At 59.4% G+C, this 19,620-nt stretch carries 19 protein-coding genes and 4 tRNA genes; 20 read left to right on the top strand and 3 right to left on the bottom strand.

Annotated elements, in window-relative coordinates; genetic code table 11:
- The first annotated feature begins 12 nt into the window (after window positions 1-12).
- From MTP41_RS06490 to MTP41_RS06470, 5 genes are all read left to right on the top strand, one after another.
- Entirely contained in the window at window positions 13-405 is a 393-nt protein-coding gene (locus MTP41_RS06490) for a metal-dependent transcriptional regulator (RefSeq protein ID WP_097774413.1), read from the top strand.
- A 161-nt stretch (window positions 406-566) separates the two neighbouring features.
- The gene (locus tag MTP41_RS06485) at window positions 567-3,869 is read left to right on the top strand and encodes a DEAD/DEAH box helicase (RefSeq protein WP_249236454.1); all 3,303 of its coding nucleotides are present in this window, start codon (window positions 567-569) and stop codon (window positions 3,867-3,869) included.
- A gap of 15 nt (window positions 3,870-3,884) precedes the next feature.
- Window positions 3,885-4,874, top strand: coding sequence for a dipeptidase (locus tag MTP41_RS06480; RefSeq protein ID WP_249236453.1), 990 nt, complete (start codon window positions 3,885-3,887; stop codon window positions 4,872-4,874).
- Between the two features lie 22 nt (window positions 4,875-4,896).
- Complete coding sequence (locus MTP41_RS06475; RefSeq protein WP_120020870.1) at window positions 4,897-5,748, top strand: serine hydrolase; 852 nt, start codon at window positions 4,897-4,899, stop codon at window positions 5,746-5,748.
- A 52-nt stretch (window positions 5,749-5,800) separates the two neighbouring features.
- Complete coding sequence (locus MTP41_RS06470) at window positions 5,801-6,574, top strand: TSUP family transporter (RefSeq protein ID WP_249236452.1); 774 nt, start codon at window positions 5,801-5,803, stop codon at window positions 6,572-6,574.
- A 155-nt stretch (window positions 6,575-6,729) separates the two neighbouring features.
- Here the strand turns inward: MTP41_RS06470 and MTP41_RS06465 are convergent, their stop codons facing one another.
- Window positions 6,730-7,587 (bottom strand): DegV family protein, encoded by an 858-nt coding sequence (locus MTP41_RS06465; RefSeq protein WP_097777159.1) that lies wholly within the window; start codon window positions 7,585-7,587, stop codon window positions 6,730-6,732.
- A 210-nt stretch (window positions 7,588-7,797) separates the two neighbouring features.
- Between MTP41_RS06465 and MTP41_RS06460 the strand changes: the two genes are divergently transcribed.
- From MTP41_RS06460 to MTP41_RS06430, 7 genes are all read left to right on the top strand, one after another.
- Window positions 7,798-8,187, top strand: a complete 390-nt coding sequence (locus MTP41_RS06460; protein WP_249236451.1) for a CPBP family intramembrane glutamic endopeptidase — start codon at window positions 7,798-7,800, stop codon at window positions 8,185-8,187.
- 10 nt (window positions 8,188-8,197) lie between these two features.
- Window positions 8,198-8,680, top strand: coding sequence for a nucleoside deaminase (locus MTP41_RS06455; RefSeq protein WP_005937887.1), 483 nt, complete (start codon window positions 8,198-8,200; stop codon window positions 8,678-8,680).
- A gap of 263 nt (window positions 8,681-8,943) precedes the next feature.
- Window positions 8,944-9,903: an elongation factor P 5-aminopentanone reductase gene (gene ymfI / locus MTP41_RS06450; protein ID WP_249236450.1), complete on the top strand. Its 960-nt coding sequence runs from the start codon at window positions 8,944-8,946 to the stop codon at window positions 9,901-9,903.
- Between the two features lie 70 nt (window positions 9,904-9,973).
- Window positions 9,974-11,350 (top strand): sigma-70 family RNA polymerase sigma factor, encoded by a 1,377-nt coding sequence (locus MTP41_RS06445; protein WP_005937878.1) that lies wholly within the window; start codon window positions 9,974-9,976, stop codon window positions 11,348-11,350.
- A 241-nt stretch (window positions 11,351-11,591) separates the two neighbouring features.
- Window positions 11,592-11,667, top strand: a tRNA-Thr gene (locus MTP41_RS06440).
- A 213-nt stretch (window positions 11,668-11,880) separates the two neighbouring features.
- Window positions 11,881-11,957, top strand: a tRNA-Asp gene (locus MTP41_RS06435).
- Between the two features lie 3 nt (window positions 11,958-11,960).
- Window positions 11,961-12,036 (top strand) — tRNA-Thr (locus MTP41_RS06430).
- Window positions 12,037-12,167: 131 nt separating this feature from the next.
- Here MTP41_RS06430 and MTP41_RS06425 read toward each other — a convergent pair.
- Both MTP41_RS06425 and MTP41_RS06420 read right to left on the bottom strand, forming a co-directional pair.
- A tRNA-Trp gene (locus MTP41_RS06425) sits at window positions 12,168-12,243 on the bottom strand.
- A gap of 70 nt (window positions 12,244-12,313) precedes the next feature.
- Window positions 12,314-12,772 (bottom strand): RrF2 family transcriptional regulator, encoded by a 459-nt coding sequence (locus tag MTP41_RS06420; protein ID WP_005937871.1) that lies wholly within the window; start codon window positions 12,770-12,772, stop codon window positions 12,314-12,316.
- Window positions 12,773-12,901: 129 nt separating this feature from the next.
- On the opposite strand from MTP41_RS06420, the gene MTP41_RS06415 reads away from it, so the two are divergent.
- From MTP41_RS06415 to MTP41_RS06380, 8 genes are all read left to right on the top strand, one after another.
- Window positions 12,902-13,225: a rhodanese-like domain-containing protein gene (locus MTP41_RS06415; RefSeq protein ID WP_097774419.1), complete on the top strand. Its 324-nt coding sequence runs from the start codon at window positions 12,902-12,904 to the stop codon at window positions 13,223-13,225.
- Window positions 13,226-13,245: 20 nt separating this feature from the next.
- Entirely contained in the window at window positions 13,246-13,686 is a 441-nt protein-coding gene (locus tag MTP41_RS06410) for a hypothetical protein (protein ID WP_249236449.1), read from the top strand.
- Window positions 13,687-13,819: 133 nt separating this feature from the next.
- A complete protein-coding gene (locus MTP41_RS06405) occupies window positions 13,820-15,037 on the top strand; it encodes a cysteine desulfurase family protein (protein ID WP_005937861.1) in 1,218 nt (405 codons plus the stop codon).
- Window positions 15,038-15,039: 2 nt separating this feature from the next.
- The gene (gene nifU, locus MTP41_RS06400; protein WP_005937858.1) at window positions 15,040-15,483 is read left to right on the top strand and encodes a Fe-S cluster assembly scaffold protein NifU; all 444 of its coding nucleotides are present in this window, start codon (window positions 15,040-15,042) and stop codon (window positions 15,481-15,483) included.
- A 345-nt stretch (window positions 15,484-15,828) separates the two neighbouring features.
- Window positions 15,829-16,437 carry a Sec-independent protein translocase subunit TatA/TatB gene (locus MTP41_RS06395; RefSeq protein ID WP_249236448.1) on the top strand — a complete coding sequence of 203 codons (609 nt, stop codon included), beginning with the start codon at window positions 15,829-15,831 and terminating at the stop codon, window positions 16,435-16,437.
- Between the two features lie 91 nt (window positions 16,438-16,528).
- Window positions 16,529-16,732, top strand: a complete 204-nt coding sequence (gene tatA / locus MTP41_RS06390) for a twin-arginine translocase TatA/TatE family subunit (protein ID WP_005937852.1) — start codon at window positions 16,529-16,531, stop codon at window positions 16,730-16,732.
- Window positions 16,733-16,734: 2 nt separating this feature from the next.
- The gene (tatC, locus tag MTP41_RS06385; protein WP_120079805.1) at window positions 16,735-17,541 is read left to right on the top strand and encodes a twin-arginine translocase subunit TatC; all 807 of its coding nucleotides are present in this window, start codon (window positions 16,735-16,737) and stop codon (window positions 17,539-17,541) included.
- 284 nt (window positions 17,542-17,825) lie between these two features.
- Complete coding sequence (locus MTP41_RS06380; RefSeq protein ID WP_154256348.1) at window positions 17,826-19,595, top strand: glycoside hydrolase family 2 protein; 1,770 nt, start codon at window positions 17,826-17,828, stop codon at window positions 19,593-19,595.
- The last annotated feature ends 25 nt before the right edge of the window (window positions 19,596-19,620 follow it).

Genomic DNA, 19,620 nt, shown 5'->3' with positions numbered 1-19,620 from the left:
GGCAAACATACCATGCAGATCCACCAATCCGCAGAAGATTATCTTGAAACGATCCTGATGCTGAGTCAGCGTATGGGTAAAGTGCGCTCCATTGACGTTGTCAATGAGCTGGGCTTTACCAAAGCCAGCGTCAGCATTGCCATGAAGAAGCTGCGCGAGAACGGCTATATCGCGGTGGACGGCGAGGGCAACCTGACCCTGCTGGCACCGGGCCGCGAGATCGCAGAGCGCATCTATAGCCGTCACCGTCTGCTGACCCACTTCTTTATGCAGCTGGGTGTGGACGAAAAGACTGCCGCCGAAGATGCCTGCAAGGCAGAGCATATCCTCAGTGAGCAGACGCTGGAAAAGATCCGTGAGCGCGCCATTGAGACGGATGCTGAGCTTGGCAAGACTGTCAAGTGATCCCCGCAGCATTCCAAGATCGTAAAATGATCCCGTTCCTGAAAAGGAGCGGGATTTTTTTGTATGGAAATTGGGCGGCAGATCCCTCTTGCATCCGGGGTGCGGGTGCGGTATTCTTATAAGATAAGAAGGTTTTACAGCCAAACCGGGAGGAAACAGCCATGGATGCAGACGAGATCCGCACGCTTTTGGGCGATAACATTTTTGAGCGGGCCAAGAAATACCGCAAGCGCATCCAGCAGAGCACCTGCACCGTGAACGCCGATGGCGTGCGGCATATTTCGGCCATGGTACAGGGCAGCGGCGGCAGCTATTACTATACGCAGGCATGGCTGCGGGAGAACGGCAGCTTTGTCAGTGCGTCCTGCAGCTGCCCGTATAACCAGAACGGCGAGGGCACCTACTGCAAGCATATCGGCGCATTGCTGCTGGACGATGCCGAAAAGAATGCCCCTGCACCGGCGGCAAAGCCGGATGCTATCCCCGGTGTTGTGCGCGGCGCGGCGGGCCTTGCCCCGGAACCGGCCCGGCGGGACAGCTATGCCTCCGGGCTGGAAATGCTGTTTGGCAAAAAGTGGCACGGCGAAACGCCGGTGTCGGATCACGAGGCCCGCAGGCTGCTGGATACCTACAAGGAAGCAGCCCTTGAAAACCTTGGCGTGGACGAGACCGCCCAGCGCACCGGCTTTGCCCATCTGGAACCGGAGCTGACCCTCGTGCCCGGCGCACAGCCATGGCTGCGGCTGCGCATCTCGGACGGCGGGCGGCAGTATGTGGTAAAAAGCATCCCGAACCTGATGGAAGCCGTCGAGATGGGCAAAAGCGTCAGCTACGGCAAGGCACTGGCTTTTGTGCACCGGTGGGATGCCTTTGATGAAGAGTCCCGTGCGCTTTTGCAGCTGCTGCGCCGTCAGGTGAACGCAAGGCAGAGCATGGACAAAGCCGCCGTGCGGGTGTACGGCGGGGCCGAACAAGGCCCGGCGGGAGGCATGATCCTGACCGGCGAGATCTTTGATGACCTTGTGCAGCTGTACGAGCATACCGGTTTTTTGGGCGGGTACGAGCTGCGGGAAGGTCTGCCCGTCATTACCATGACCGTGGAGCGCCGCCGCGGCGGTGTGCAGGTGGAAGGCGAACCCGCACTTTCCGCTGTGCAGGGCCTTGACTATGATTACCTGTTCAGCGAGGATACGCTCTGGCGGCTGCAGCGGCCCGGGTGCACCCGCATCCTGCCCGCATTGCAGGCGCTGGGCGGCAAAAGCCTGTTCTTTACCAGCGCAGATGCCACGGCCTTTTGCAGCTATGTGCTGCCGGAGCTGGGCAGCAAGCTGAACATCGTGGACCCGGAACGTCTGCTGCTGAACCAGATCCCGCTGGAACCGGTGGTGCAGTTCTATCTGGACGCACCGGACAGCTTCCGCATCGAAGCACACGCGGAGTTTTTGTACGGGGAGGATAAGGTCACGCCGTTCGTGCCGTCTCCGGCAGGGCTTTTGCGGGATGTGCGCGCCGAGAGCCGGGCAAAGCGGCTGCTGGCCTCTTATCTGCAGCCCGGTGTGGGCGGCAGAGAGGAAGTGTACGGCACCGCTGACGAGGACGAGATCTACCGCATGTTGGAGGAGGGCGTGCCGGCCCTGCTGGCCGAGGGTGAAGTATACCTGACGGATGCCTTCCGCAGCCTGCAGGCCGCGCCGCCTCGCATCACGGTGGGCGTTTCGGTGCACGGCAGTGTGCTGGATCTGGAAGTGGATACCGGCGAGTTCCCGGTGGCAGAGCTGAAAGACCTGCTGCGCTCCCTGCACCAGAAAAAGCGCTACCACCGCCTGCGGGACGGCCGTCTGCTGCGGCTGGATGACAGTCTGGAAGGACTGGACGAACTGAACGATACACTGGAACTTTCCGGGGCCAAGCTCAAGAGCGGCCACGCCGAGCTGCCGCTCTACCGTGCACCCAGTCTCGACTGGGCGCTCTCGGGCCAGAACGGCCTGCGTTTCAACCGCGACGATGCGTTCCGCCGCATCAGCCGCAGCTTTCACGCCGTGAAGGACAGCGAGTATACTCCGCCGGAAAGCCTGCACAATGTGCTGCGCAAGTACCAGCGGGATGGCTACCGCTGGCTGCGCACGCTGGACGGCTACGGCATGGGCGGCATTCTGGCCGACGATATGGGCCTTGGCAAGACCGTGCAGGTGCTCAGCTACCTGCTGGCCATGAAGGAAAGCGGCCAGCGCCTGCCCAGCCTCATCGTCTGCCCGGCATCGCTGGTGCTCAACTGGCAGGAGGAATGCCAGAAGTTCACGCCGCAGCTTTCCTGCGTGGCTGTGGACGGCGACGCTGCTCACCGGGCAGAGCTGGCAAAGCAGTGGGCGGAAGCCGACCTTGTGGTGACCAGCTATGATCTGATGCGCCGGGACGAGGAGCTTTACAGCGGGCAGCAATTCTACGCCTGCATTCTGGACGAAGCGCAGGCCATCAAGAACCACACTACCCAAAAGTACAAGGCGGTGTGCGGGGTGAACAGCAAAGTGCGGTTTGCCCTTACCGGCACCCCGGTGGAGAACCGCTTGGGCGAATTGTGGAGCATCTTCTCCTTCCTGATGCCGGGGTATCTGCCGCCCTACAAGACCTTCTGCGCCCGGTTTGAAAAGCCTATCGTGCAGGAGGACGACAAAGACGCACTGCGCCGTTTGAACCAGCTCACCGGGCCGTTCATCCTGCGGCGCATGAAGTCCGAGGTGCTCAAAGAGCTGCCCCCCAAGACCGAGAATCTCCACCGCATCGAGCTGGACGAGCAGCAACGCAAGCTCTACCTTGCCGCTGTGGTGGACGCGCGGGAAAAGCTGCGCGCTGCAAAGCCGGAGGATAAAATGGCGGTGTTCGCAGTGCTCATGCGCCTGCGGGAGATCTGCTGCGACCCGCGCCTTGTGGCAGACAACTGGGACGGCGGCAGTGCCAAGCTGGAAGCCTGCATGGAGCTGGTGACGGCTGCTGTGGAGGGCGGACACCGCATCCTGCTGTTCAGCCAGTTCACCTCCATGCTGGAACTGCTGGCAAAACGGCTGGACGAAGCGGGCGTGAGCCACTTTACCCTGCAGGGCTCCACCCCAAAGCCGGTGCGTGCAGAGCTTGTGCGCCGGTTCAACAGCGGCGAAGTGGACGTGTTCCTCATTTCGCTGCGGGCGGGCGGCACCGGCCTGAACCTGACGGCGGCAGATATCGTCATCCACTACGACCCGTGGTGGAACGTGGCTGCGCAGAATCAGGCCACCGACCGCGCCTACCGCATCGGCCAGCGCAATCCGGTGCAGGTGTACAAGCTCATTGCGCAGGACACCATTGAAGAAAAGATCGTGGAGCTGCAGCAGGCAAAGCAGGACCTTGCCGAGACGGTCACCGGCTCGGCAGACGGAGCGATCCTGTCTATGAAACCAGAGGAATTGCTGCAGCTGCTGCAAGAGGAATAAAGAGGAGAAAACATCATGAAAGTCTGGGATCTGCACTGCGATACCCTCAGCGAGCTGCGCAAAGCCGAACATGCGGGCCGGCCCAAGAGCTTCGCGCAGAACGATCTGCATATCGACCTTGAAAAATTACAAAAAGGCGACTATCTGCTGCAGTGCTTTGCAGCATTCGTCAATCTGGGTGACAAAACGCCCGGAGCGGACCCGCTGGTGACAGCGCTGGAAGAGATCGACCAGTTCAAGCGCATCATGGCGGCATACCCGGAAAAAATTGCTCCGGTGTACACGGCGGCGGACATCCGCCGGAATGCTGCGGCGGGAAAGATCAGCGGGATGCTCACCATCGAGGAAGGCGCCTGCTGCAAGGGCAGCGCGGGGGTGCTGCGCCGGATGTATGAGCTGGGCGTGCGCATGATGACCCTGACATGGAACCACGAAAACGAGCTGGCAAGCCCGCAGCGGAACCCCGGCGGGGTGCTGGTGCCCCAGACCGAAAAGGGCCTGACCGGGAAGGGCTTTGAATTTCTGGCCGAGATGGAACGGATGCACATGATCGTGGATGTGAGCCACCTTTCGGACAAGGGCTTCTGGGATATCGCACGGCACGGCACCCGGCCTTTTGCGGCCAGCCACTCCAACTGCCGCGCACTGGCACCCCACACCCGCAACCTGACCGATGAGATGATCCGCGCCCTTTCGGAGCGCGGCGGCATTGCGGGCCTGAACTACTATGCGCCCTTTCTGGATACCGACCCCACCCACCCGGAAAACTGCCGCAGCACGGTGGAGCTGATCGCAAAGCATGCAGCCCACTATAAGCAGGTAGGCGGTGCACAGATGATTGCCCTTGGCAGCGATTTTGATGGCATCGATGGCCCCCACCAGCTGGAAAATGCTGCCTTCCTGCCGCTGCTGGCGGATGCCCTGCGCAAAGAGGGCTTTACCGAGGACGAGGTGGAAGGTATCTACTACCGCAATGCCATGCGCTTTTTTGAGGAAAATTTGTAATAACAACGGAGAATATGCCGATATGGATAAAAACATGACGCTGGAAAAGCGCATTGCTGCGGAGCTGTACTGCTATCAGGGCAAAATGAGCGTGTTCGTGGACGACCTGCAGGGCCATACCGTGGAGGTGGGCGCGGACGAAGAATTTGAGACGGCATCCACCATCAAGGCGTTCATTCTCGCTGCATTGTATTTGCAGGCGCAGCGCGGCAAAGCAGACCTTGCCGAAGAGATCACCTATGAGCAGAGCCAGTTCGTGGACGGCAGCGGTATGCTGCGCGCGCTGGGTGTGGGCGCAAAGCTCAAGGTGAAGGACACCGCTACCATGATGATCATTTGCTCGGACAACATCGCCACCAATATGATTATCGACTATCTGGGACTGGATACCATCAACGCCTGCATCCGGGAGTTGGGCTTTGCGCATACTGTGCTGCACAATCCGCTGCACTTTGACCGCTACCGCCGGCTTGGCACCACCACGCCCCGGGACTACGCGGCGCTGTTCGCCCGCATTGCAAAAGGGGAGCTTGTCAGCCGGGAAGCCAGTGCCGAGATGCTTTCCATCCTGCGCCAGCAGCACTACAATACCATGCTGACCCACGACTTCCCGCAGTATTACCTCGACTGCGAGGAGACCGGCGCGCCGGAGCTGATCTGGGTGGCCAGCAAGAGCGGCAGCATGAACGCCTGCCGCAACGACGGCGGCATCGTCCACACCCCCTACGGCGAGTATGTCATCGTGCTGATGAACAAGGATTTTCACGATATCATCGAGTACAATGAACATCCCGCCATGGTGTACGGTGCAAGGGTGTCCCGCATGATCCTGGATCAGGTGCTGGCCTGTGAGGGCCGACTGTCCCTGTCCTGAGACGCACGTTCTCCCAAAGAACAAAATTGGAAAAATAAAAGGAATTATAACAATGGGTATCACGCTCTCGCCATGGATGATGGCGTTTCTCGTTCTGATGACGGGCTTTGCAGGCTTTGTGGATTCGGCAGCCGGAGGCGGCGGTCTTATCAGCCTGCCGGCCTATCTGTTTGCCGGGCTGCCGCCCCACTACACCTATGCTACCAACAAATTCAGCGCCGCCTGCGGTACCACTTTTGCCACCGCCAACTTTTTCAAAAACGGTGCAATGAACCTGAAGGTGGGCATCCTTGCAGCCATTGGCAGCTTTGCGGGCAGTGCACTGGGGGCGCATATCGTGCTGCTGCTCAGCGATGAGCTGCTGCGCACCATGATGTTCCTCATCCTGCCGGTAGCGGCGGTGGTCATTTTGTGGCAGCGCGACCTGCCGGACCAGAACCGGGACGACGGCACCCTGAAGCTGAAAAAGATCCTGCTGGCGCTGGGCATCGGCTTGGGCATCGGCCTGTACGACGGCATCGTGGGCCCGGGCACCGGCACCTTTGCCATCATTGCCTTTACCACCCTGATGGGCTTTGACCTGCGTACGGCGGGCGGCAACGGCAAGGTGCTGAATCTTGCCAGCAACTACGCCAGCCTGTTCACCTATCTGATGAACGGTCTGGTGGTGTTCCACATCGGCATCCCCTGCGCCGTCAGCAACATTCTGGGCAACCTGCTGGGGTCCCATTTCGCCCTGAAAAAGGGTGCACGCTTCATCCGTCCCATGATGCTGGTGGTGCTGGTGCTGCTGCTGGGCAAGCTCATCTCGGACGCAGTGCTGTGAGCGCCGGGCGCGCCAGAGACTCCCTCTCCGAGGGAGCTGGCAAAACCGTCAGGTTTTGTCTGAGGGAGTTTGCGCCCGTTTCCCGCTGCAAAAAACAAGCCGGGCAGCCCGCAGGCTGCCCGGCTTTGCTCGGATGATCTTTTTTCGGGGGTCGCTTATTCCAGCACCAGCCCTTTGTCAAAGAATGCCAGACCAAATGCACCGGGGCCTGCGTGGGTGCCGATAACGCAGCCGATCTGGCGTACCAGCGGTTCGCCCATGTGCAGATTTTCACGGAAGTAGTTCTCGATGGGCTGCACTTCCCGCAGGCTGGAAGAATAACCGGCAACAGCGGCAAAGTCCGGGCTGATGCCGCCCAGCTCTTCGATCTTCTTGAACAGGGCCACATAGGCACCGGGCAGGCCGCGGGCCTTACCGGCCATGGCTACCTTACCGTCCTTGATGGTGATGAGGGGCTTGATGCCCAGCATCCCGCCCGCGACGGCCACAGCGGCAGGCAGACGGCCGCCCTTGCGCAGATACTTCAGATCGTCGATTGCGGCAACCAGATGCAGGTGCTCCTTGGCGTGCTCCAGATCGGTGGCGATCTGCACCAGCGTCTTGCCTGCGTCACGCAGCTGCACGGCCAGACGCACCAGCAGCGATTCGCCCAGACACACGGTGGCACTGTCCACAAACAGCACGTTGTCTACATTGGCGAGGTCTGCGGCCAGCTTTGCGCACTGCCATGTGCCGGACAGCTGGTGGGACAGGAAGATGCCCAGCACTTCGTCCCCGGCGGCAGCGGCTTCCAGATAGAACTTCTCGAACAGCTCCGGGCTGGGCTGGCTGGTGGTGGGCAGCTTGCGGCAGCTGGCCAGATGGGCATAGTACTCGGTGGGGGTCATGTCGATGCCATCCCGCAGGATGCTGCCATCCTCCAGCGTCACGTTCAGAGGGATCACGGTCACGCCCAGCTGCTCGGCTTCGGCGGGCAGGATGTCGGACGCAGAATCGGTGAGAATACGGATCATAAAATACCTCCGGATTTCCGGTAAAAACAAATTCAAGTCATGTTTCCCGACGCTTTGCGATAAAACGTCGGGAAACATTATACCAGAATCCACAGGGAAAAGTCAATTGCCTGAGCGAAAATTGCTTCGTCCCAGCGCAAAATACTTGCGTAAAAGCCGCTGCTTATGATAAGATAGGCGCTGAGAACCGCACGGCAGGGAGGGCAGGCCATGGAGCAAAAGGCAAAAACAAGGGCGCTGCTGGCTGCGTTCGGCTGCGCACTGGCCTACCTGCTGGCAGGCAAAGTGCTGGCATTTCTGCCTGCCCCGGCGTGGGATGTGCGGGCGCTGAGTTTTGTGCACCACTGCATCGCTGCACCTGTCGTGGAGGAACTGGTGTTCCGCGGTGCCATCCAGCATCTGGCGCAGCCCTTGGGCAGATGGCAGGCCGCGGCGCTGCAGGCGGTACTGTTTGCGGTGCAGCACGGCACCCCGGCGGGCATGGCGTGGGCGCTTGGCTGCGGCCTTGTGCTGGGCGCACTTCGTGAACGCACCGGCAGGGTATGGCCGGGGATGCTTTTGCATACATTGAATAATCTGCTGGTTTTTGCAGCAGGATAAAGGGGAACCTATGACCGATTCTGAACTGATGGGCCTTGCGCTGGAAGAAGCCCGCAAGGCGGCGGCACTGGGCGAGGTGCCGGTGGGGGCCGTGGTGGCCCGCAACGGCGAGGTGGTAGCTGCCGCCCACAACACCCGCGAGACCGAAAAAAACGCCCTGCATCATGCAGAGCTGCTGGCCATTGATGCCGCCTGCAAAAAGCTGGGCGGCTGGCGGCTGTGGGAGTGCGAGCTGTTCGTCACGCTGGAGCCGTGCCCCATGTGCGCCGGGGCCATCATCAACAGCCGCATCCGGCGGGTGGTATACGGCGCGGCAGACACCAAGGCGGGCTGCTGCGGCAGTGTGACCGACCTGTTTGCAATGCCCTTCAACCACCACCCGGTGGTGGAGCAGGGGCTGCGCGCAGAGGAAGCGCAGGAGCTGCTGCAGGCGTTTTTCAAGGATCTGCGGGCACGGCTTGCGGCCCGGCCGAAGTGGAAACCGCCTGTATGACCGGCACAGAATATGAAGAAACCGTAAAAAAGTGGAAGCTGCGTGAAAAAGTAGGCGGCTTCCACTTTCTTTTTTCGGCAAATTGTGCTATATTATTTAATGGTGTTTTGTCGAAACCCATCTTATGCAGCTGTCTGCCGCGCCGAGCACCGGACTTTGACCGGATAAGAAATAGACGCTGAACGGACGGCGATGGGCCGCACAGACATCTCCTGCACGGCATACCTTTGCAGTGCAGAGATCACGACAGGAGGACTATACTCTTGTACGAAGATGAATTTGAACTGACGTTCAATCTGTCGGGTGAGGAGCCGCAGCCGGAACAGGCTGCACAGGAGCCGCCCGTACCGCCAAAGCCAAAGGCGGCAGCACCCGTGGTGGACGAACCCACCCGGGTGATGGTGCTGGAAAAGCCCCAGCCTGCGCCGCAGCTGGAAATGCCGGAGCCTGTGCAGGAAGAGCCGGAGAAAACACCGGCACCTACCGTGCAGGCAGCAGCCAATGGCCGCTGTGTGCTGATCTCCGGCGGCGACCGCGGCATTGGTGCCGCTGCGGCCCGGGCGTTCTATGCGGCGGGCTACCGCGTGGCGGTGCTGTACCACAGCAATGCCAAAGCCGCTGCAGAGCTGGAAAAACAGCTGCCCGGCATCACCGCCGTGCAGTGCGATGTGGCGTCCCGTGCCAGCTGCGAGCTTGCGTTCCGCACCGCAGAACAGGCACTGGGCCGTGTGGATGTGCTGGTGAGCAATGCGGGCATCGCCCAGCAGAAGCTGTTCACCGACATCACCCCGGAAGAGTGGCAGCATATGCTGGACGTGAACCTGACCGGTGCGTTCCACCTGTGTCAGCTGGCGCTGCCGGGTATGATCCGCCGCAAGGCCGGACGCATCCTGACCGTGAGCAGCATGTGGGGCCAGACCGGCGGCAGCTGCGAGGTGCATTACTCTGCAGCAAAGGCAGGCCTGATCGGCCTGACCAAGGCTTTGGCCAAAGAAGAAGGCCCAAGCGGCATCACAGTGAACTGTGTTGCGCCCGGGGTCATTGATACCGATATGATGGCAGCATTCACCGCCGAGGATAAGGCCGCGCTGGCCGAAGAGACCCCTGTGGGCCGTCTTGGCAGCGCAGACGAAGTGGCGCAGCTGCTGGTGTTCCTTGCCGGCGAGGGTGCGGGCTACATCACCGGTCAGGTGTTCGGCGTGAACGGAGGACTTGTGATCTGATGCGCAGGAACACTTTATTACAGGATTTCCCCCGGCGGGAGCATCCCCGGAGCAAGAAGGAGAGAGCAAAATGGGCATGACTTTAAAGGAACTGTTGACGAAAGGCGAAGGCACCATTTCGGCCAAGGAGGCCAAGGCGCTGGCTGCACAGTGCAGAATGGATGAGGAAACGCTCTACACCCTTCTGGAAGAACGCGGCATCAAGGTTCTGGAAGAGGATGCAGAGCCTACGCTGGATGTGGACAGCATCATGGCCGAGGTCGAGAATGCCGAGAACAACAACGATGATATGGGCATCAGCGAGGACGAGGAAGAGCAGAGCGAGGAGAACCCTGCAGACCTGAAGGCTGCCATGGACGAACTGCTGGACGACCCCGTTAAGAACTACCTCAAGCAGATCGGCCAGATCCCGCTGCTGAGCGCGGAGCAGGAGGTGGAGCTGAGCCGCCGCATCCATGCCGGTGCCGAGGCGGCGCACATCCTGCAGGCCGACCGCCAGAAGTACGGCGGGCCGGAGTACATCAAAAAGAACAGTGCACGCTTCTCGTTTGAAGAGGACGAGAACAGCCGCAGCTATACCGAAGATCTGGACGAGGAGGGCAACGAGAAGCCCAGCGAGGATGCCGAGGAAAAGGCTGCCGAAGAGGAAGCTATGGAGGCTGTGGAGAACGGCCCTCTGAGCGACGAAAAGCGCGCTGAGCTGCTCAAGACCCGCCGCGATGGCCTGAACGCCCGCCGCAGCCTGAGCGAAGCGAACCTGCGTCTGGTGGTGTCCATTGCCAAAAAGCATGTGGGCCACAATCTGGCATTCCTGGATCTGATCCAGGAGGGCAACATCGGCCTGATCAAGGCTGCCGAGAAGTTCGACTGCGACCGCGGCTTCCGCTTCTCCACCTATGCAACTTGGTGGATCCGTCAGGCCATCACCCGTGCCATTGCGGATCAGGCCCGTACCATCCGCATTCCGGTGCACATGGTGGAGACCATCAACCGGATGCGTCAGGCCACCAACCAGCTGGTGTACCAGAACGGCCACGAGCCGACCCCGGAAGAGCTGGCAAAGGCCATGGATATGAGCGTGGAGCGTGTGCGCGAGATCCAGCGCATGGCACAGGAGCCGGCAAGTCTGGAAAGCCCCGTGGGTGAGGAAGAGGATTCCTCTCTGGGCGATTTCGTCGCAGACGAAAACGCCGAAGCCCCCGGCAAGGCCGCAGACCGCGCCATGGTGGCACAGCAGATCAATCTGGCTCTCAAGAGCCTGACCCCTCGTGAAGAGAAGGTCATCCGCCTGCGCTTTGGTCTGGACGATGGCCGTCCCCGTACGCTGGAAGAGGTTGGCCGTGACTTTGGCGTTACCCGTGAGCGTGTGCGCCAGATCGAGGCAAAGGCGATCCGCAAGCTGCACAGCCGCAAGTGCCTGTCCCTGCTGAACGGCCTGATCGAGTGATAAAGTAAGACTCCCTCAGTCATCGCTGCGCGATGCCAGCTCCCTCAGAGAGGGAGCCCTTGGCAAAACCGGAAAGTTGTCCGTACTGCCAAAGGCCCCATCTCCGAGGGGGCTGTCTGCGTAAGCAGACTGGGGGAGTTTTTGCGTAAAAAAACGACTTTTTTGCAAAAATCCAGATTTTTTTGCAAAAACCTCTTGCCAAACGGTGGAAACTGTGGTATCATAACTGAGCTGTGATTGCGCTGCTATAGCTCAGTTGGTAGAGCGCATCCTTGGTAAGGATGAGGTCTCCAGTTCGAATCTGGATAGCAGCTCCAGCTCAGATGCCCTGAAGTCGAAAGATTTCGGGGCGTTTTTCTTTGTGTAGATTGTTTCTGCTGTGCGGGTCCGGAACAGGGCAGAGCGGGCTTTGAACGGCTCTTTCAGGCTTTTTTGCGTTTTTCGTAAATTCATGCTTGACAAGCGGACGCTTTTTCGATATAATAAAGCACGTTCCGGCGGTAAGCGCCGCGCGAAACTTGAGCGATCATGGCCCGGTAGCTCAGTTGGTTAGAGCACCAGCCTGTCACGCTGGGGGTCGTCGGTTCGAGCCCGATTCGGGTCGCCATTTGCTGCTATAGCTCAGTTGGTAGAGCGCATCCTTGGTAAGGATGAGGTCTCCAGTTCGAATCTGGATAGCAGCTCCACAGCAGACACCTCGAAGCCTTAGGACTTCGGGGTGTTTTTTGTTGTATGACTGCAAAAGCAGGCTGACGGAGTGCGGATTGCTTTGAGTACAAAAACAAAACGCACAGGCTCCGAAGAACCTGTGCGTTTATGGCAGGGGTAGTAAGTTTCGAACTCACGGCACGCGGTTTTGGAGACCGCTGCTCTACCAGCTGAGCTATACCCCTATAGGCATTCGCTGAATGCTTTGTTATTATAGCCGATGCAAAGGCGAATGTCAAGCATTTCTTTCAAGATTCAGGCATTTTTCGTGCCGCAGCTGCAACAGCCTTCTTTTTTATCGGATGCAGGCAGCTGGCTGGAAAGCTGTTCCAGCGTTACGCTGTCGATATACTGGTTGATCACCTCATCAAGGCCGGTCCAGAAGGGCAGGGTGAAGCACTGCTCCCACATGGGACACTCGTTGGTCTCGCTGCCAAGGCAGGGAATGGGTGCCACGCTGCCCTCAATGGCGCGCAGGATCTCGCCGGCGGTGTAGTCGGCAGGGGCTTTGGTCAGGCGGTAGCCGCCCTGACTGCCGCGCTCGCTTTTTACAAGGCCCACACGGGCCAGCGGGGTCACGATCTGCTCCAAATATTTCAGGCTCAGGTTCTGCCGCTCACTGATCTCCTTCAGGCTCACGGTGGTGCCCGGCGCATAACGTGCCAGCTCGGCCATCAGGCGCAGGGCATAACGGCTTTTGGTCGAAAATTTCATGGCGATCCTCTCCTTATTGCTTCCTATAGTATAGCACGTTGCTCGGATTTTGCAAAGGTATCCTCTTGTGCAAACAAAAAAGGTCTGTTATCATAGGATGGATAAGAGGATATTATAAGGAGTGAGAGTATGAGTGAGAAGATCACGGCTGCCGATGCCATCCGTCTGCTGGATGCACACGAGGCGGCTGCTGTAGATGTCCGGGAGCCGGACGAGTTTGCCGTGGGCCACATCCCCGGCGCAAAGCTGCTGCCGCTGGGTCAGGTGCTGAGCCGTGCGGCTGAGGTGCTGCCGGATAAGAACGCTGTATGGCTGATCTACTGCCGCACCGGCCGCCGCAGTGCCGATGCCGTGCGCAAGCTGGAAAGCCTTGGCTACACCCGCCTGTACGATCTGGGCGGCATCCTGAGCTGGCCCTATGAGATCGAGGGCGACTTTGAAGGGCATTTTTAAAAAGAAAGAAGGATCACTCCATGTCGTTCCACGCAAAAGATTTTGCCGGCAGTCACTGCGGCTGCCGCTACCAGCAGGACTACCGCCCCACCTTGGGCCGCGACGGCAAAAAGGAATCCGGCACGCTGGAGGTCATCAAGTTCTATTACGATGGTGCCATCCGCTTTGAGCAGCACTGCTACGGCGAAGCCGCAACCTTCGTGTTCGGCGTGTGGGCATCCGGCATGGACGAGGACGGCACCCTGCACTGGGTGCTGCCCGACCGCCGCAAGAGCTACTACGACGAGGCGTATCTGCCCCAAAAGCTGGACCGCGTGGACGAGACGGGCAATCTTTACTTTGACGGCAGCAATTTTCCGTGGAAGCTGGCGGACGATTTTGCCGAGGATAAGCGCTGGGGCTACCCCAAGTGGAAGGTGGTACTGGGAAAACTGACCGGAAAGGGCAAAAAAGGTGACTGAATCACGAAAATCCAGTATTCATATTGACATACTAGGGAATGATATGGTATAACTTATCCGTTGAAAGGATTCCGCATCTGCATAGGGCATTCAAGACTCCCGCAGACGCGTTCAATAAGAAAGGATCATTCCTATGGAAAACATGGAAAAAGTGGTTTATCTGGATAATGCTGCCACCACTCCCTGTGCTCCCGAGGCACTGGAAATGATGGTCAAAGCCCTGAGCGGTGCCTGCGGCAACCCCAGCAGCCATTACAGTGTGGGCTATGAGGCTAAGGAGTTCGTGGACACCGGTCGTGCGCAGGTGGCAAAGGCCATCAATGCAAGTCCGGCTGAGCTCTTCTTTACCAGTTGCGGCTCCGAGGCCGACAACTGGGCCGTAAAGGGCACCGCCTTCACCAAGGCACGCCAGAACAAAAAGCACCTCATCACCAGCGCTTTTGAGCACCATGCTATCATGCACAGCATGGCTGCACTGGAGCGCATGGGCTTTGAAGTGACCTATATCAAGCCCACCGCCGAGGGCTACATCCGTCCCGAGGACGTGGAAGCTGCCATCCGTCCCGATACCGCGCTGGTCAGCATCATGATGGCCAACAACGAGATCGGCACCATCCAGCCCATCAAGGAGATCGCCGAGGTTGCTCACAAGCACGGTGTGTGGATGCACACCGACGCGGTGCAGGCTGTGGGTGCCATCCCCGTGGATGTGAAGGAGCTGGGCGTGGATATGCTGTCCATGAGCGCCCACAAGTTCAACGGCCCCAAGGGCATGGGTGCCCTGTATTGCCGCAAGGGCGTATGGCCCCAGAACCTGATCGATGGCGGCAGTCAGGAGGCCCGCCACCGTGCAGGCACCGAGAACGTGGCCGGCATTGCTGCTATGGGCAAGGCACTGGAGATCGCCACGGCGCATCTGGATGAGCGCATGGCCCACGAGAGCGAGCTGCGCGATTATGTCATCGACCGCGTCCTCAAGAACATCCCGGAAGCCCGCCTGAACGGCGGCCGCAGCCCCCGTCTGCCCAACAATGTGAACATCAGCTTCCCGGGTCTGGAAGGCGAGACCATCCTGCTGGATCTGGATATGCACGGCATCTGCGCCTCCACCGGCTCTGCCTGCAACTCCGACAGTCTGGACCCCAGCCACGTCCTGCTGAGCATCGGCGTGCCTGAGGAGATCGGCCACGGCTCCATGCGGTTCACCTTTGGCCCGCAGAACACCATGGAAGAAGCAAAATATCTGTGCGACGTGCTGGAGGAAGTGATCCCCCGCCGCCGTGCTATGAGTTGTATGTGGCTGCAGGGCCAGAACACGGCCCGCCAGTTCAGCCTGAAGGGAGAGCAGTAATTATGGCAAGCATGTATAGCGCAAAGGTCATGGAGCATTTTGCAAATCCGCACAATGTGGGTGAGATCCCCGACGCAAACGGCGTGGGCGAAGTGGGCAACCCCAAGTGCGGCGACATCATGCGCATGTACCTGAAGATCGAGAACAACGTGATCGTGGATGTCAAGTTCCTCACCTTCGGCTGCGGTGCCGCCATCGCCACCAGCAGCATGGCCACCGACCTCATCAAGGGCAAGACCATCGACGAGGCGCTCAAGCTGACCAACAAGGCCGTTGTGGAAGCTCTGGAAGGTCTGCCTCCCATCAAGGTGCACTGCTCTGTTCTGGCCGAGCAGGCCGTCAAGGCTGCTCTGTCCGACTACTACCGCCGTCAGGGCATCGATCCGGAACCCATCGTGGGTAAGCTCGAAGAGGACTGCGACCACTGCGAGAGCTGCGGCCACTGATCCCCGCAAAGGACGCTTCAGGGGGACACCGTTTTGTGCGGTGTCCTCTTTTTTTGCAAAAGACTGCACTGTTGTATCCTATCCAAAACGTAATAAAGCAAGTGTAAAATATTATTTGTTTACAAAAATGCCCTGAATATGCACTCGTTCATGAAAAGTTCATATATTGTTCAGAATGAGTTCACCACTTTTCGGTATAAGTAGGGCAACACAGGCGCAAAGAGCGCCGAACTCCCACGGAAGCGGACGAAGAACAGGGCAAAGAACGGTTCGCGGCACGCACTGCAAAGCAGGTGCGTCGGCCCCGGAAAACGTCCCGCCGCACAGGAAAGGAAACGAGTTAGTATGAAAATTGGTTTTTGGGAACTTGTCGTCATCGTGATCGTGGCGTTCGTGTTCATCGGCCCGGATCAGTTGCCCGTCTACGCAAAGAAGATCGGCAAGATGCTGCGTGAACTGAAAAAGTACACCGGCGCTGCTTCTGAGGAGATCCAGAAGAACGTTGTGGAGCCGCTGAATGAAATCCAGGCTCCCCTGAAGGAAGCTGTTGCCCCGCTGACCGATATCAAGAAGGATATCGACAACAGCGTCAAGGATGTGACCAAGAGCTTTACCGGTATCGGCAAGACCAGCAAGGAGGAAGCGGCCAAGGCAGAAGCCGCCGAGGAAGTGACCGAGCTGACCGAGGAGCCGGTGGAAGAGCTGGAAGAGGACGCTGCATCTGCCGCCAAGGCAGAGGAGAGCGCTCCCGCTGAGGAGACCACTGCACCTGCCGAGAAGGCCGAAGAACCCGCCGCCCCGGTTGAAAAGGCTGAGCCTGCCGCTGCACCCGCAGAGGAAAAGGCCGAGCCTGCTGCAGAAGCGGCTCCCGCACAGGAAGCTGCCGAGGCTGCTCCTGCGGCCGAGCCGGTGGAGGAAGACCCTCGTCAGAATGATGTTCTGCCGAAGGACTGATTACTTACTGGATGCACCCGCGCCCGCGGTTGCCTGATACATGCAATAAGCCCGCCACGCGGCGCGGCAAAGTAAAAAGGAGATTTTTATTATGCGTATTGGTACTAACGAACTGCTGATCATCCTGGTCGTCGCTCTGCTGATCTTTGGACCCAAGAACCTGCCGAAGCTGGGCAAGATGTTCGGCAAGACCATCAACGGCTTCAAGAAGGGCATGGAGGACGAGGAAGGTTCCGATGATTCCGAGGAGAAGACCGAGAAGCAGGTTTCCAAGAAGGACGAAGACGAGGAGTAATTGTGGCTACGAACGTTAAGCGCAAAAAGAAAAAAGCCGAAGTCATGGCAGAGGACGGCAGCATGACGCTGACCGGCCATCTGAAAGAACTGCGGAACAGGCTGATCATCTGCGCGGTGGTGTTCGTGGTGGGTGTTGTGGTCTCGCTGGCATACGCCGACCGTCTGATCGATCTGCTCACTGCCATGGGCCGCGACTATTACGAGTTTGTTTCCATTGCCCCGCAGGAAAAGCTGATGCAGTATTTCCGCGTCTCCATTCTGGCAGGCGTGGTGGTCACTGTGCCGGTGGCGTTCTACCACATCTATGCATTTGCAAGGCCGGGTCTGAAACGGAGCGAGAGCACCTTCTTCAAGCTGGTCATGCTGCTGGGCCTTATCCTGTTCTGCGTGGGCGTGCTGTTCGCCTACAAGCTCATGATGCCCTTCATGCTGCGTTTCCTCAGCACCGGCATCGAGGGTGCCGAGTACATCCAGACCACCACCAGTATCGAGAGCTATGTCAACCTCTGCTTGACCATGTTCATCATTTTTGGCTGCGTGTTTGAGATGCCTCTGATCACCATCATCCTGTCCAAGATGGGCATTATCAACCCGCAGCTGCTCAAGCAGGTGCGCGGCGTTGCCATCGTGATCATCTTCTTTATCGCGGCCGTTGTCACCCCGCCGGATATCGTGTCTCAGTGCATGGTGGCCGGCCCCATGGTGCTGCTGTACTTCATCAGCATCCTCCTGAGCGGCATCTTCTATAAGCCGAAAGAGGACGATGATGACGAAGACGACGAGGATGAGGGCGAGGACGAAGAGTAAGCTCTGACTTCTGGTTTTCTGTTTTATCATTGCAAAAACAAAGGCTGCTGCGCCATTTGGTGCAGTAGCCTTTTTGTATGTGGAAAATGCTTCCGGTGCAGAGCGTAATCGCGTGGGGCCGTGGCCAGCAGGATGCAAGGCCCGCTCAAGGGCCGCAGCAGACGCTGGGTGCCACAACTCGTCCAAAGCGAACGCGGCGGCAGTTCCAAATCGTTGCTGCTCAGTCTATACAAGCCACCCGCCCTGTGCTAGAATGAAACCAACAAATCAAAGGCGGTGAAACCATGCACCCACTCCCGGAATATCCTCGCCCGGCTATGCGCCGGGACAGCTATGAGAACCTGAACGGCCTGTGGAAGTACGCCATTACTCAGACAGCAGAATACCCCGCTGCGTGGGACGGCAGCATTCTGGTGCCCTACTCTCCGGAAACAAAGGCCTCCGGCGTGGGCCGCACCCTGCAGCCCGGCCAGTGGCTGCACTACCACTGCACCTTTGCTCCCCCTCCGGGAGAAGGGGGTCGGGTGCTGCTGCACTTCGGCGCGGTGGACGATGCCTGTGCGGTGCAGGTGAACGGCCATCTGGTGGGTGGCCATCGGGGCGGCTACTGGCCCTTCACACTGGATGTCACCGCCCAGCTCAACGATACGGGCCGCAACAGCCTGTGGGTGGCTGTGCAGGACCCTACGGACAGCGGCACGCAGGCACGGGGCAAGCAGACCCTGAAGCCCGGCGGCATGTTCTATCCGGCCCAGAGCGGCATCTGGCAGACGGTCTGGATGGAGCGTGTGCCGGAAAACTACATCCAGTCGCTCACGGTCACGCCGGACTACGATGCCCGCACCGTGACCGTGAAAGCCCATACTTCCATGCCCGGCGGTGCGGTGAACCTGTGGGCCGTGGTGCGGGCCGGGGGCGTGACCATTGCCGAGGACTGGGGCAGCGACGAAGCGGACCGGGACGGCGAGGTGACGCTGAACATCCCGGAGGAACATTTCTTTCCGTGGAGCCCGGATACCCCGTTTTTGTATGACCTGACCGTGGGTACCACGCAGGGAGGGGAGGAGCAGTTCGACACCGTGCACAGCTACTTTGCCCTGCGCAAGTGGAGCTGTGAGCCGGATGCGCGGGGCGTGCTGCGCTTCTGCCTGAACGGAAAGCCCATCCTGCTCAACGGCCTGCTGGACCAGGGCTACTGGCCGCAGGGCCTGTATACCCCGCCTTCCGATGCGGCGGTGGAGCGGGAGCTGAGCGAGGTGAAAGCGCTGGGATTCAACCTGCTGCGCAAGCACGCCAAGATCGAGCCGCAGCGCTGGTACTACCACTGCGACAGGCTGGGCCTTGTGGTCTGGCAGGACATGGTGAACGGCGGCAGCAGATACAACCTGTGGTTCGTCACCTACCTGACCAATGTGCTGCAGCCCCTTGTGCGCCGCCTGCCCGACGCAGAGCCGCTCTGGGGCCTGCTGAGCCGCGGAAAAGCATCCAGCCGGGAAACATACCGCAAAGAGTTGCAAGCCACCGTGGAAGCCCTGCGCTGCCATCCGTGCATCGGCTGCTGGGTGCCCTTCAACGAAGGCTGGGGCCAGTTTGATGCGGCCGGGGCAGTGCAGGCCATCCGCACGCTGGACGATACCCGCCTTGTGGACGAGGCCAGCGGTTGGTATGATCAGGGCGGCGGAGATGTGTGCTCCATCCACAACTATTTCTATCCGCTGCATGTAAAGCCCGGAAGCCGTACCGTGGCCTTGAGTGAATACGGCGGTATTGCATGGCCCATGCCGGGGCACGAAGCACCGGGCAAAACCTACGGCTACGGCACGGCCAAGAGCCGCGCAGACCTGACCGCCCGCTGCAAAAAGCTGCAATTGGGCACGGTGCTGCCGCAGCTCAAAAAAGGACTCTCGGCGCTGGTGTACACCCAGCTGACGGATGTGGAAGATGAGGTGAACGGTCTGTTCACCTATGACCGGGCCGAGATCAAGCCGGATGCCAATGCCGTCCGCTCGGTGAATGCTGCCCTTGCCGCAGAGTTCGCAAAAGTGACGCGGTAAAAGAAAAAACTCCCTCAGTCATCAC

Source organism: Faecalibacterium sp. I4-3-84 (assembly GCF_023347255.1).
Classification (GTDB): Bacteria; Bacillota; Clostridia; order Oscillospirales; family Ruminococcaceae; genus Faecalibacterium; species Faecalibacterium taiwanense.
This window is presented reverse-complemented; position numbering and strand designations above follow the sequence as displayed.